This is a genomic window from Streptomyces sp. 6-11-2, from assembly GCF_006540305.1.
Classification (GTDB): domain Bacteria; phylum Actinomycetota; class Actinomycetes; order Streptomycetales; family Streptomycetaceae; genus Streptomyces.
This window is the reverse complement of record NZ_BJOR01000001.1, coordinates 3,515,440-3,528,418: the sequence shown is the minus strand read 5'-3', so window position 1 is coordinate 3,528,418 and position 12,979 is coordinate 3,515,440. Positions and strand designations below refer to the sequence as shown.

Genomic DNA, 12,979 nt, shown 5'->3' with positions numbered 1-12,979 from the left:
CCCGCCCCGGCATGGTCCCGGTGCGGGCCGGACCAGCCCATAGGGTGCGGGACATGGAAGATCTCGCCATACGAGCCGCTGTCGCCGCCGACGTCCCCTCCATCGTGGCCATGCTCGCGGACGACCCGCTGGGGGCGCAGCGTGAGTCCCCGGACGACCTCGCGCCCTATGTGACCGCGCTGGAGCGGCTCAGCGCCGATCCCCACCAGCACCTGGTGGTCGCCGTGCGCGAGGACCGCGTCGTCGGCACGCTCCAGCTCACGATCATTCCGGGCCTGTCCCGGCGCGGCTCCACCCGGTCGATCATCGAAGGCGTCCGCATCCACGCGGACGAGCGAGGCAGCGGCCTGGGCACGCGGCTCATCGAGTGGGCCGTCGACACATCACGGCGCGAAGGCTGCCAGTTGGTCCAGCTGACCTCCGACAGGACACGCACCGACGCCCACCGCTTCTACGAGCGGCTGGGTTTCGAAGCCTCGCACCTGGGCTTCAAGCTTCACCTGTGAGCACCTCGAACGCACCGAAGGGCGGGCGTTTCACGTGAAACGCCCGCCCTTCAGAACTTCCAGGGCGCTATCCGATGCCGCGCCACCCCTCCGGGTCCACGCCGCCGGGCACGGAAGCGTCCACGTCGTACGGCTGACGCGTGAACACGAACGACCCGAGGTCCAGATGGTCCACGGACCCGTCCGGCCGTCGCACCACCCGCAGCACCTCTCCGGCGTAGTAGCCCTCCAGTCCCGTCCAGGTCCCGTCACCGTTCGACCGGAACCGCGAACGCCGGCCATTGCCGGACAGCGGCTCCAACGAGGCGAGTCCGTCGGCCGTCAGCCGCAGGCCGAACCCGTTGGTCCCCCAGTACCACTGGCCCGCCAGCTCCAGCACCGACGGCTCGACCTTCCGCAACGGCCGCCAGGGCTCCGGGATCCGCGGCTCGGCGTCGGCGACGATCCGCACGAGGTCGGCCCCCACCGCGGTGACCGCCGGCCCGGACGTGCAGTTCGCCAGCACCACCGCTGCCACGTCGTCCTCCACACCGATGGTGAGCGAGGCCAGGAAGCCCGGAAGCGACCCGCTGTGCCCGACGAGGAGGCGCTCACCCCACCGCCGCACCTCGAGCCCCAGGCCGTACGCGTACCCGGACGCCACATCCGCCGCCTCGGGCGGAGCCGCCGGAGTCCTCATCTCCCGCAGCGACTCGGCGCTCAGCACCCCGTCGTCCCCCTGGACCAGGAAGGCGGCGAAGCGGGCCACATCACCTGTCGTGGACCACAGTTGCCCGGCCGGAGCCATCCGCCCGAGGTCCTCGGCAGGCTCGGGCAGCAGCGCATCGGCCCAGGGATGCACCGCCCAGCCCCCCGCGTGCGGGGCCTCGGGGCGGGCATTCGTGCGGCGCAGACCCAGGGGTTCGAGCACTTCCCGCCGCAGAACCTCCTCCCAGGGAGCGCCCCGCAACTCCGCGACGAGCGCACCCAGCAGGGTGTAGCCGGGATTCGAGTAGTGGAACCGCCGGCCGACCGGATGCCGCAGCGGTTCCTCGCCCAGTACATCGGCCAGTTCGGGACGCAGCGACCCCGGCGATCTCTCCCACCAGGGCGCCGGCGACTCAGCGGCCAGCCCGCCCGTGTGCGCCAGCAGATCGGCTACGGTCGCCTCCCCCACGCCGGTGCCCGGCAGATGCTTCTCCAGCGGGTCCCCGAGGTCGAGCAGGCCCTCGTCGCGCAGCCGCAGAACGAGCACGGCGGTGAAGGTCTTGGTGATCGAGCCGATGCGGTACTGCGTGTTCTGGTCCGGTGCGTGTCCGTCCACCGACGTCCGCGCACCGTGCCAGACCGTCCGCCCGTCCCGCACGACCGCCGCGACGAGCGACGGCGCCCGCCCCTCGGTCTGGGCCACGGCGATCCGGTGCAGCAGCGCCCGGCGGGTACCGGGAAGCAGGTCATCCTGAGATGTCGTCATGCCCCCAGTCCACCCGCAGTGTCCGGCACACGTCGAGCAGATTTCTCCGAACGGCCGCGGAGAACCGTGCTCGGGCGGTCCGCGGTCGCTGTAGGGTTTCGCCGCTCGTGACATGTCGATCTTGCGTGACCTGGGCGTTCTTGGCTGTCTCACGGCCTTGTCACCCGTGATCAGTCTGAAATCCGTGGCATTTCCCCGCGAGGGCGAGGTCGAGATCAGGCGGCTTGCCCGTGTCGGCCGAGTACACCACGCTGAGCCCCGAGCACGAGGACTACCGGCGAGCCCAGATCGCGCACCGATGAGTTTCCCGCGCCGCGCTGGTCTATACGCCGGACACCCACGGACGGAAGGCTGGGCCATGCGGAAACTGATCTACGCCATGAACCTGACTCTGGATGGCTACATCGCCGCGGCCGGCGACAACATCGGCTGGAGCGGACCGCCGAGCCACGAGCTGTTCCAGTGGTGGCTCGACCACGAGCAGGCGAGTGGCCTGTCGCTGTACGGGCGCAAGCTGTGGGAGACGATGAGCTCCTACTGGCCGACCGGCGACCAGCAGCCCAACGCCACCCCGGCGGAGATCGAGTTCGCGCGGAACTGGCGGGACACGCCGAAGGTGGTGTTCTCCTCGACGATCGACAAGGTCGACTGGAACACCCGCCTGGTCACCGGCGACGCGATCGCCGAGATCACCCGGCTCAAGGCCGAGGACGGCGGCCCAATGAACATCGGCGGCGCAACGCTCGCCGGGGCGGCCATGCGCGCCGGGCTGATCGACGAGTACGTGATCGCCGCCCATCCGGTCCTGGTGGGCGCCGGCACGCCGTTCTTCACCGCGCTGGACAGCTGGGTGAACCTGAACCTGGTGGAGACGCGGACGTTTCCCGGCGGCGTGGTCCTGACCAGGTACGAGACGAGGCGCTGAGCAGCAGCACCCACGCGCTAGTCTCACGGTGATGTCGTATACGACATCGGTACGACACGGCCCGTGAGATTACGACATCAGCCGCGAGACCCTACACGGTCGCCGGATCAGGTCTGTGCCATGTCCACGAACCGCGAGTAGTGGCCCTGGAAGGCGACCGTGATCGTCGCGGTCGGACCGTTTCGGTGCTTGGCGACGATCAGGTCGGCCTCGCCGGCGCGCGGCGACTCCTTCTCGTAGGCGTCCTCGCGGTGCAGCAGGATGACCATGTCGGCGTCCTGCTCGATGGATCCCGACTCACGCAGGTCGGAGACCATCGGTTTCTTGTCGGTGCGCTGCTCGGGGCCACGGTTGAGCTGGGAGAGGGCGATGACCGGGATCTCCAGCTCCTTGGCCAGCAGCTTGAGGTTTCGGGACATGTCCGAGACCTCCTGCTGCCGGCTCTCGGCACGCTTGGAACCGCCGGACTGCATCAGCTGGAGATAGTCGATCACGACCAGCTTGAGGTCGTTGCGCTGCTTCAGGCGCCGGCACTTGGCACGGATCTCCATCATCGACAGGTTCGGGGAGTCGTCGATGTAGAGCGGGGCGGCCGAGACGTCCGGCATCCGGCGGGCCAGCCGCGTCCAGTCCTCGTCGGTCATCGTGCCCGAACGCATGTGGTGCAGGGCGACCCGGGCCTCGGCGGACAGCAGACGCATCGCGATCTCGTTGCGCCCCATTTCCAGCGAGAAGATGACGCTGGGCAGGTTGTTCTTGATCGACGCCGCCCGCGCGAAGTCCAGCGCGAGCGTCGACTTGCCCATCGCGGGGCGCGCGGCGATGACGATCATCTGGCCCGGGTGCAGACCGTTCGTCAGCGAGTCGAAGTCGGTGAACCCGGTGGGCACACCCGTCATCTCCCCGCTGCGCGAACCGATCGCCTCGATCTCGTCGAGCGCGCCCTCCATGATGTCGCCCAGCGGCAGGTAGTCCTCGCTGGTGCGCTGCTCGGTGACCGCGTAGACCTCGGCCTGGGCTCGGTTGACGATCTCGTCGACGTCGTCGTCGGCCGCGTATCCCATCTGGGTGATGCGCGTACCCGCCTCGACCAGGCGGCGCAGGATCGCCCGCTCATGGACGATCTCGGCGTAGTACGCGGCGTTGGCCGCCGTCGGCACGGTCTGCACGAGCGTGTGCAGATACGAGGCGCCGCCGACCTTGTTGATCTCGCCGCGTCTGGTGAGCTCGGCGGCGATGGTGATGGGGTCGGCCGGCTCGCCCTTGGCATAGACGTCGAGGATCGCCGTGTAGATCGTCTCGTGGGCCGGCTTGTAGAAGTCATGGCCCTTGAGGATCTCCACCACGTCGGCGATGGCGTCCTTCGACAGGAGCATGCCGCCGAGTACCGACTGTTCGGCGTCGAGGTCCTGTGGGGGAACGCGTTCGAAGGCGGAGCCCCCGTCGTCCCACGCGCGGTTTTCCCGGCCGCGATCGTGCTGCTCGTCCCGGCCACGCTCCCCGTCGGGCCGGCGGCGGGAGGCGGGCAGACGATCACCTGGACCGCTGTCGGCCCACGGGTCGTCCAGGGGCTCGGAAATGCTCACCGAGCAGCCTCCTCCCGTCCGCCGAGCGGACCTCGCCGTGCCCCTCTGTTGTACGGGACGGCACTGACAAAATGAGAGGCCCAACTCCGCTTCAGGCGCGTCAGGTTTATGACGCTTTGGAAGCCGGCGGACGGAGCGGGCGCCGGACCACGGTAGGGCCCAGAACAGCGTCAGCCAATCTGGTTATCCACAGGCCATGTGGACGAGCACCCCGATGCTGTGGAGAACTCGGCGAAACCTGTGCACGAGCCGGTGGACAGCCCTGTGAAAAAGCCCTCGGCGCCACCCACAGGACCCCGCTGACCTGCTACTTTCCCGTCCACCGGCTGTGCAGAAGAAAAACTTTCCCAGTCGGACCAAGATCGCCTCGAACGGTACGCACAAGCGAACGCCGTCAATCCTCAAGTAAGGAATGCAAGGGCTTTGCATCTCTTACCTGTGGACGATTACATTGATGCTCATGACACAGGCCCCCGCACGCCGCCCGGCCACCCGGCGCCGGCACGACCGAGAGATCGTCGCGCTGGCCGTACCGGCCTTCGGCGCACTCGTCGCCGAGCCCCTGTTCGTGATGGCCGACAGCGCGATCGTCGGCCATCTCGGCACGGCGCAGCTCGCCGGACTCGGTATCGCCTCGGCCCTTCTGACCACCGCCGTCAGCATCTTCGTCTTCCTCGCCTACGCCACCACGGCGGCCGTCGCCCGCCGCGTCGGCGCGGGCGATATCCGGTCAGCCATCCGCCAGGGCATGGACGGCATCTGGCTGGCACTGCTGCTCGGGGCCGCCGTCATCGCGATCGTCCTGCCCACCGCACCCGCCTTGGTGGACCTTTTCGGCGCATCGCACACGGCGGCACCGTATGCGACGACCTATCTGCGCATCTCCTCACTCGGCATTCCGGCCATGCTGGTCGTGCTGGCCGCGACCGGAGTCCTTCGCGGGCTCCAGGACACCCGGACGCCGCTGTATGTCGCCGTCGCCGGGTTCGTCGCCAACGCCGCCCTCAATGTCGGGCTCGTCTATGGCGCCGGACTCGGCATCGCGGGCTCGGCCTGGGGCACCGTCATCGCCCAGTGCGGCATGGCGGCGGTCTACCTCTGTGTGGTCGTCCGTGGGGCCCGCCGGCACCACGCCTCCCTGCGGCCCGATCGGGCCGGCATCAGGGCATCCGCACAGGCGGGTGCTCCGCTGCTCGTCCGTACGCTCTCCCTGCGGGCGATCCTGCTGATCGCCACGGCCGTGGCGGCCCGCCTCGGTGACGCGGACATCGCCGCCCACCAGATCGTCCTGTCCCTGTGGAGCCTGCTCGCGTTCGCCCTCGACGCCATCGCGATCGCCGGACAGGCCATCATCGGCCGCTATCTCGGCGCCGACGATCCGGAGGGCGCTCGCGAGGCCTGTCGACGCATGGTGCAGTGGGGGATAGCCGTCGGATTCGCCCTCGGGCTCCTGGTGATCCTGAGCCGACCGCTCTTCCTGTCGCTGTTCACCAGTGACGCCCTCGTCAAGGACACGGCACTGGCCGCACTGCTCCTGGTGGCGTTCTCCCAGCCGATCTGCGGCGTGGTCTTCGTCCTGGATGGTGTGCTGATGGGCGCGGGGGACGGACCGTATCTCGCCGGCGCCATGCTGGTGACCTTGGCGGTCTTCACGCCTGTGGCGTTGCTCGTTCCCCTTCTGGGCGGCGGGCTCACCGCGCTCTGGGCGGCCATGACGTTGATGATGACCGTGCGGATGCTGACGCTGTGGCTGCGTTCCCGCTCGGGCCGATGGATCGTCACGGGAGCGACACGCTGACCGTTTCACGTGAAACACCGCGGGCTGCCATGTTTCACATGAAACGCCGTTTCCCGCGCCCCTGACCTCAGCGCCATGACCCTAGTGCTGTGGCCGGGAAGGTTTGCCGGGAAGCTCGCGGCGTCCGGTGCGGTACATCGCAAGGCGGAGCATCACCCGCGTACTGGATGTACTCGGGTGATGCGACAACGCGGCGTGGGGGTACCCCCGGCCGAAGGCTGGGGGAGTGCCGTGCCGGACGCCGCGAGCCGGTGAACCTTTCCGGTCACACCACTGGTCACGCGGAAGGGGCCGCATCCTCGACGGATGCGGCCCCTTCACGACTACTCAAGCCGAGCAGAGTGCCTTACGCGGCGACGACCTCGATGCTGACCTTGGCGGCAACCTCGGGGTGCAGACGCACGGACGTCTCGTGACCGCCCAGGGTCTTGATCGGCGCGCCCAGCTCGATGCGGCGCTTGTCGACCTCGGGACCGCCGGCAGCCTTGATCGCCGAGGCGACGTCGGCCGGGGTGACGGAACCGAACAGGCGGCCGAAGTCGCCGGAGCGGACGGCCAGGCGGACCTTCACGCCCTCGAGCTGGGCCTTGATCTGGTTGGCCTGCTCGATGGTCTGGATCTCGTGGATCTTGCGAGCACGACGGATCTGCTCGACGTCCTTCTCGCCGCCCTTGGTCCAGCGGATCGCGAACTTCCGCGGGATCAGGTAGTTGCGAGCGTAGCCGTCCTTGACGTCCACGACGTCGCCCGCGGCACCGAGGCCGGAGACCTCGTGGGTGAGGATGATCTTCATGTGTGGCTCACCCTTCCCTTAGCGCGCGGTGGAGGTGTAGGGCAGCAGCGCCATCTCACGGCTGTTCTTGACAGCCGTGGCGACGTCACGCTGGTGCTGCGTGCAGTTGCCGGTCACGCGACGGGCACGGATCTTGCCGCGGTCGGAAATGAACTTCCGCAGCATGTTCGTGTCCTTGTAGTCCACGTACGTGACCTTGTCCTTGCAGAAAGCGCAGACCTTCTTCTTAGGCTTGCGCACAGGCGGCTTCGCCATGGTGTTTCTCCTGTGTGATCAAGAAGTGTGGGTACGGCCCGCCTAGAAGGGGGGCTCGTCCGAGTAGCCGCCACCGCCGCCGGAGCCGCCGCCCCAGCCGCCGCCACCCTGGTTGCCACCGGCGGGAGCACCGGTCGCCCACGGGTCGTCGGCGGGAGCACCGCCGCCCTGCTGGCCGCCGCCGGGGCCACCGCCCCAGCCGCCGCCACCCTGGCCGCCACCGCCGCCGCTGTAACCACCCTGACCACCGCGGCCCGAGGTCTTGGTGACCTTGGCCGTGGCGTTGCGCAGGCTGGCACCGACTTCGTCGACGTCCAGCTCGTAGACCGTGCGCTTGACGCCCTCACGGTCCTCGTAGGACCGCTGCTTCAGCCGGCCCTGCACGATGACGCGCATGCCTCGCTGGAGCGACTCGGCGACGTTCTCCGCCGCCTGACGCCAGACCGAGCAGGTGAGGAAGAGGCTCTCGCCGTCCTTCCACTCGTTCGTCTGGCGGTCGAAGGTGCGGGGAGTGGACGCGACGCGGAACTTCGCGACCGCCGCACCGGACGGGGTGAAGCGCAGCTCGGGGTCGTCGACAAGATTGCCGACGACCGTGATGACGGTCTCGCCTGCCATGGGGGAACCTCTCGGCGGGTTTGCTCTGGCTGCTTGCTACTCGAATCCCGAGATCAGCTGAGCGAAGGGCTCAGTGGGTCTCGGGGCGGAGGACCTTGGTCCGGAGGACCGACTCGTTCAGGTTCATCTGGCGGTCGAGCTCCTTGACGACCGCAGGCTCGGCCTGCAGGTCGATGACCGAGTAGATGCCCTCGGGCTTCTTCTTGATCTCGTACGAGAGACGACGACGGCCCCAGGTGTCGACCTTCTCGACCTTTCCGCCGCCGTCACGGACGACAGAAAGGAAGTTCTCGATCAGCGGGGAGACAGAACGCTCCTCGAGATCGGGGTCGAGGATGACCATCACCTCGTAGTGACGCATGTGGAACCCACCTCCTCTGGACTCAACGGCCACGGTCGTTCCGTGGCAGGAGGGTTGTTATGCGTACGCAACAGTGCTTGCAGTACATCAGCCGCCACTGACAACGAGGGCCGCTGACGGACTCTCCAGGTTGGCCGTGGCTCAGCCTGGGCAGACACCGTGCAGAACGTACAGACTACCCGCACACCCGCTTCCGGTTGAAATCGGGGCTCCGGACCCGTCAACCTGGACACCTCGGGTGTCCACGGCGCTAAGATGCGCCGCTTTTCGCTGGAGGTGCCCCATGGCACAGACGATGCGACCGAACACCGCCGCGGGTGGTGGCCTCTTCGCCACCGACGGCAAGTCCCACCCGGTCCAGGACACCCTGCTCGTGGTGACCCTGGTGCTGGGCGTGCTGGCGTTCATCACCGGGCTCCTCTTCCACGGCCTGCACCTGCTGAGCTCCTGGGCCGGTCTGGTGGGGATCCTCACCGGGGCGTACGGACAGTGGATCTCCGTGACGACGCGCGAGCGCTTCGGGCTGGTCCTCGGCCTCGGCGCCTCCGCGGTCGGCTTCTATCTCGGCCTGGCGCACGGCGGCCTCTTCGGCGGCCTGTTCAGCTGACAACGGGCACGCCCGGCCGCTCCTTGTGGACGGCGTCCGCCGGACACCGCGGACGCCGCCCGCATGACCGCACGCCCGGCGCCACGGCGGTGAACAGGCCGGGGCGAAGGTTGCGTGCGGCCAGTCTGCGCGCTCCCAGGGCGCAGTAGGCTTCGGCGCGAGAGCCGGAGCCCCTGTACCCATGGGGACACGCCAGCCCGAGGAGCGCCCCGAATGAGCCTGACCCTGAGGACCATCAGTCGAGAGCAGCATCTGGCCTACATCCAGAACCTGCCCGCGGCGAGTCACATGCAGGTCCCGGCCTGGTCAGAGGTCAAGGCGGAGTGGCGCTCGGAAAACCTGGGCTGGTTCGACGACCGCACCGGCGAACTGGTCGGCGCGGGCCTCGTCCTGTACCGCCAACTGCCCAAGATCAAGCGGTATCTCGCCTACCTGCCCGAGGGCCCGGTCATCAACTGGTTCGCGCCGAATCTCGACGACTGGATCCAGCCGATGCTGGCGCATCTGAAGCAACAGGGCGCCTTCTCGGTGAAGATGGGCCCGCCGGTGATCATCCGCCGCTGGAACTCCGAGACCATCAAGAAGGGCATCCAGGACTCGGACGTCAAGCGCCTGCGCGACCTGGAGGCCGACTTCATCGAGCCCCGCGCCTTCGAGGTCGCCGACAAGCTGCGCCGCATGGGCTGGCAGCAGGGCGAGGACGGCGGCGCCGGCTTCGGCGACGTGCAGCCCCGTTACATCTTTCAGGTGCCGCTCGCCAACCGGTCCCTGGAAGAGGTGCACAAGAACTTCAACCAGCTGTGGCGCCGCAACATCAAGAAGGCGGAGAAGGCCGGGGTCGAGGTCGTCCAGGGCGGCTACCAGGACCTCGAGGAATGGCAGCGGCTGTACGAGATCACCGCGGTGCGCGACCACTTCCGACCCCGCCCGCTGTCGTACTTCCAGCGCATGTGGACGGCCCTCAACACCGAGGACCCCAACCGCATGCGGCTGTACTTCGCCCGGCACAACGGCGTGAACCTGGCAGCGGCGACGATGCTGATCGTGGGCGGGCACGTCTGGTACTCCTACGGTGCCTCCGACAACATCGGCCGCGAGGTCCGGCCCTCGAACGCGATGCAGTGGCGGATGCTGCGCGACGCCTACGCGCTCGGCGCCACCGTCTACGACCTGCGCGGCATCTCCGACTCGCTGGACGAGACCGACCACCTCTTCGGACTGATCCAGTTCAAGGTCGGCACCGGCGGCCAGGCCGCCGAGTACCTCGGGGAGTGGGACTTCCCGCTGAACAAGCTGCTCCACAAGGCGCTCGACATCTACATGTCGCGCCGCTGACCTGACGCTCCTCGCTTCGACCCCGTCGACACCTTCCATACTTCTGATACACCGCACCCCCGAGAAAGGTTCCAGGTCCGGCCATGGCGCTCACGCTCTACGTCGACACCGCGCGCTGGCGGGCGCACCACAAGCACGTGCAGGAGCAGTTCCCCGGGCTGGTCCCGGTCTGCAAGGGCAACGGCTACGGATTCGGGCACGAGCGGCTGGCCGAGGAGGCCACCCGGCTGGGCTCCGACATCCTCGCCGTCGGCACGACGTACGAGGCCGCCCGCATCAAGGACTTCTTCAGCGGTGACCTGCTGGTGCTGACGCCCTACCGCCGCGGCGAGGAGCCGGTGCCGCTGCCCGACCGTGTGATCCGCTCGGTGTCATCGGTCGACGGGGTGTACGGCCTCGTCGGGGCCCGCGTCGTCATCGAGGTGATGTCCTCGATGAAGCGGCACGGCATCAGCGAGCAGGACCTGCCGCAGCTGCACGCCGCCATCGAGAACGTCCGGCTGGAGGGCTTCGCCATCCATCTGCCGCTGGACCGCACGGACGGTTCGGACGCCGTGGAGGAGGTCATCGGCTGGATGGACCGGCTGCGCGCGGCCCGCCTGCCGCTGCACACGATGTTCGTCAGCCACCTCAAGGCGCAGGAACTCGCACGGTTGCAGCAGCAGTTCCCGCAGACACAGTTCCGCGCCCGTATCGGCACGCGGCTCTGGCTGGGGGACCACGAGGCCACTGAGTACCGCGGCGCGGTCCTGGACGTCACACGGGTCACCAAGGGCGACCGTTTCGGCTACCGCCAGCAGAAGGCGGCCTCGGACGGCTTCCTGGTGGTCGTGGCGGGCGGTACGTCGCACGGAGTGGGCCTGGAGGCCCCCAAGGCGCTGCACGGCGTCATGCCGCGCGCCAAGGGCGTCGCCCGCGCCGGCCTGGCCACGGTGAACCGCAACCTCTCCCCGTTCGTCTGGAGCGGCAAGCAGCGCTGGTTCGCGGAGCCGCCGCACATGCAGGTGTCGATCCTGTTCGTTCCCTCGGACGCACAAGAGCCCAAGGTCGGTGACGAGTTGGTGGCCCATCTGCGCCACACCACCACGCAGTTCGACCGGCTCATGGACCACTGAGCGGTCCCCCGAGCACCCGTTCTCGCACGAAAGGCCGTACCCGGCGGTGCCGGGTACGGCCTTTCGTATGACCTCCTGAATCCCTGTTCGCTCAGAGCGAACCACTCTGGGGTGCCGACGTGCCCTGTCCGCCCCACTCCACCTGCGGCCCGCCGAAGTCCGCCTCCCGGTGCTGCGGACGGGCCCGGGCGCCGAGGACGAAGACGTCCTCGGCACCGTCGAGGACACCGCCCGAGGGGTCGTCGTCGCCGGCGCGGCGCACCACGTCCCGCTCCGGCATGAGGATGTCGCGCACGACGACCGCGCACAGGTACAGCGTGCCCAGCAGGTGCACGGCGATCGCCCAGTGGTAGCCGTCGGTCGGCAGACCCTTGTGGGCGTCTCCACTGGTCGTGTACGCCAGGTACATCCAGATGCCGAAGAAGTACGCCACCTCGCAGGCCTGCCAGATCAGGAAGTCCCGCCACTTGGGGCGGGCCAGCGCGGCCAGCGGGACCAGCCACAGGACGTACTGCGGCGAGTAGACCTTGTTGGTGACGATGAAGGCCGCCACGATCAGAAAGGCGAGCTGGGCGAAGCGCGGACGGCGCGGGGCGTACAGCGTCAGCGCCGCGATACCGAGGGCGCACAGCACCACGAGCAGCGTGGCCGTGGTGTTGACGAAGTCGGTGCTCGGCGGGCTGCTCGAGTTCTGGGCCCAGATGAGCCAGAAGGAGCCGAAGTCGACGCCCCGGTCATGGCTGAACCTGTAGAACTGCCACCAGCCCTCCGAGGCGAAGGCCATCACCGGCAGGTTCACCACCAGCCAGGCGACGACGGCGCCCGCCAGGGCCTTGCCGAAGTCCCGCCACTTGCCCGCCCGCCAGCACAGGACGAACAGCGGGCCGAGCAGGAAGACGGGATACAGCTTGGCGGCCGTGGCGAGGCCCAGCAGGACGCCGAAGGCGACCGAGCGCCCGCGGGACCACATCAGCATCGCGGCGGCCGTCAGGGCGACCGCCAGCAGGTCCCAGTTGATGGTGGCGGTCAACGCGAAGGCCGGCGCGAGGGCGACCAGCAGACCGTCCCACGGTCGCCGGGCGTGTGTGCGGGCCACGCAGACGGCGATGACGGCCGCGCACACCATCAGCATCCCGGCGTTGACCATCCAGTACCACTGTTCCTGATGCTGGATGCTGCCGCTGTGCGGGGTCAGCCAGGAGGCCACCTCCATGAACACCCCGGTCAGTACGGGGTACTCCAGGTACGGCATGTCGCCGGGGAGCTTGTCGAAGTAGGGCACGAGGCCCTCGGCGAAGCCGCGCCCCTGGTAGAGGTGCGGAATGTCCGAGTAGCAGGCCTTCGTGTACTGCGAACTCGCACCGAAGAACCAGCCACCGTGGTAGCAGGGGACCTTCTGGACCAGACCGAGGGCGAACATGCCGATCGCGACGAGCGCGACGACCCGTACGGGGGTCCACCAGGACCTCCCGAGCAGGGCACGCCGCCCGACGGGGCCGCCGACCAGCTCACTGCCGGCCGCCGCGACCTCGTCCTCCTTGGTGGGCCGCACCGGGTCCGGCTCGTGCACGCTCGCTTGCGTCGATTCAGCACTGGGCATGGGGCACATCCTGCCGTACACATCCGG

The 12,979-nt window shown here is 68.6% G+C and carries 13 protein-coding genes; 6 read left to right on the top strand and 7 right to left on the bottom strand.

Annotation, left to right across the window (positions count from 1 at the left end):
* Positions 1–53: 53 nt before the first annotated feature.
* The gene (locus TNCT6_RS15200) at positions 54–506 is read left to right on the top strand and encodes a GNAT family N-acetyltransferase (RefSeq protein WP_141359884.1); all 453 of its coding nucleotides are present in this window, start codon (positions 54–56) and stop codon (positions 504–506) included.
* A gap of 67 nt (positions 507–573) precedes the next feature.
* Here the strand turns inward: TNCT6_RS15200 and TNCT6_RS15195 are convergent, their stop codons facing one another.
* The gene (locus TNCT6_RS15195) at positions 574–1,959 is read right to left on the bottom strand and encodes a serine hydrolase (protein WP_141359883.1); all 1,386 of its coding nucleotides are present in this window, start codon (positions 1,957–1,959) and stop codon (positions 574–576) included.
* A 358-nt stretch (positions 1,960–2,317) separates the two neighbouring features.
* Here TNCT6_RS15195 and TNCT6_RS15190 point away from each other — a divergent pair, with 358 nt between their 5' ends.
* Positions 2,318–2,884 carry a dihydrofolate reductase family protein gene (locus TNCT6_RS15190; protein WP_141359882.1) on the top strand — a complete coding sequence of 189 codons (567 nt, stop codon included), beginning with the start codon at positions 2,318–2,320 and terminating at the stop codon, positions 2,882–2,884.
* 107 nt (positions 2,885–2,991) lie between these two features.
* On the opposite strand, the gene dnaB is transcribed toward TNCT6_RS15190, so the two are convergent.
* The gene (gene dnaB / locus TNCT6_RS15185; RefSeq protein WP_141359881.1) at positions 2,992–4,470 is read right to left on the bottom strand and encodes a replicative DNA helicase; all 1,479 of its coding nucleotides are present in this window, start codon (positions 4,468–4,470) and stop codon (positions 2,992–2,994) included.
* A 460-nt stretch (positions 4,471–4,930) separates the two neighbouring features.
* On the opposite strand from dnaB, the gene TNCT6_RS15180 reads away from it, so the two are divergent.
* Positions 4,931–6,268: an MATE family efflux transporter gene (locus TNCT6_RS15180; protein ID WP_141359880.1), complete on the top strand. Its 1,338-nt coding sequence runs from the start codon at positions 4,931–4,933 to the stop codon at positions 6,266–6,268.
* A 346-nt stretch (positions 6,269–6,614) separates the two neighbouring features.
* On the opposite strand, the gene rplI is transcribed toward TNCT6_RS15180, so the two are convergent.
* From rplI to rpsF, 4 genes are all read right to left on the bottom strand, one after another.
* Positions 6,615–7,061, bottom strand: coding sequence for a 50S ribosomal protein L9 (gene rplI, locus TNCT6_RS15175; protein WP_141359879.1), 447 nt, complete (start codon positions 7,059–7,061; stop codon positions 6,615–6,617).
* 18 nt (positions 7,062–7,079) lie between these two features.
* Positions 7,080–7,316: a 30S ribosomal protein S18 gene (gene rpsR, locus TNCT6_RS15170; RefSeq protein ID WP_003949403.1), complete on the bottom strand. Its 237-nt coding sequence runs from the start codon at positions 7,314–7,316 to the stop codon at positions 7,080–7,082.
* 42 nt (positions 7,317–7,358) lie between these two features.
* Positions 7,359–7,934, bottom strand: coding sequence for a single-stranded DNA-binding protein (locus TNCT6_RS15165; RefSeq protein ID WP_141359878.1), 576 nt, complete (start codon positions 7,932–7,934; stop codon positions 7,359–7,361).
* A 70-nt stretch (positions 7,935–8,004) separates the two neighbouring features.
* Entirely contained in the window at positions 8,005–8,295 is a 291-nt protein-coding gene (rpsF, locus tag TNCT6_RS15160) for a 30S ribosomal protein S6 (protein ID WP_019324683.1), read from the bottom strand.
* Between the two features lie 283 nt (positions 8,296–8,578).
* Between rpsF and TNCT6_RS15155 the strand changes: the two genes are divergently transcribed.
* The 3 genes from TNCT6_RS15155 (at position 8,579) to TNCT6_RS15145 (ending at position 11,352) form a co-directional block, all read left to right on the top strand.
* Positions 8,579–8,902 (top strand): hypothetical protein, encoded by a 324-nt coding sequence (locus tag TNCT6_RS15155; RefSeq protein ID WP_141359877.1) that lies wholly within the window; start codon positions 8,579–8,581, stop codon positions 8,900–8,902.
* A gap of 213 nt (positions 8,903–9,115) precedes the next feature.
* The gene (gene femX, locus TNCT6_RS15150; RefSeq protein WP_141359876.1) at positions 9,116–10,237 is read left to right on the top strand and encodes a peptidoglycan bridge formation glycyltransferase FemX; all 1,122 of its coding nucleotides are present in this window, start codon (positions 9,116–9,118) and stop codon (positions 10,235–10,237) included.
* Between the two features lie 83 nt (positions 10,238–10,320).
* The gene (locus TNCT6_RS15145; protein WP_141359875.1) at positions 10,321–11,352 is read left to right on the top strand and encodes an alanine racemase; all 1,032 of its coding nucleotides are present in this window, start codon (positions 10,321–10,323) and stop codon (positions 11,350–11,352) included.
* A gap of 91 nt (positions 11,353–11,443) precedes the next feature.
* On the opposite strand, the gene TNCT6_RS15140 is transcribed toward TNCT6_RS15145, so the two are convergent.
* A complete protein-coding gene (locus tag TNCT6_RS15140) occupies positions 11,444–12,952 on the bottom strand; it encodes a glycosyltransferase family 87 protein (protein ID WP_172632913.1) in 1,509 nt (502 codons plus the stop codon).
* Positions 12,953–12,979 lie beyond the last annotated feature (27 nt).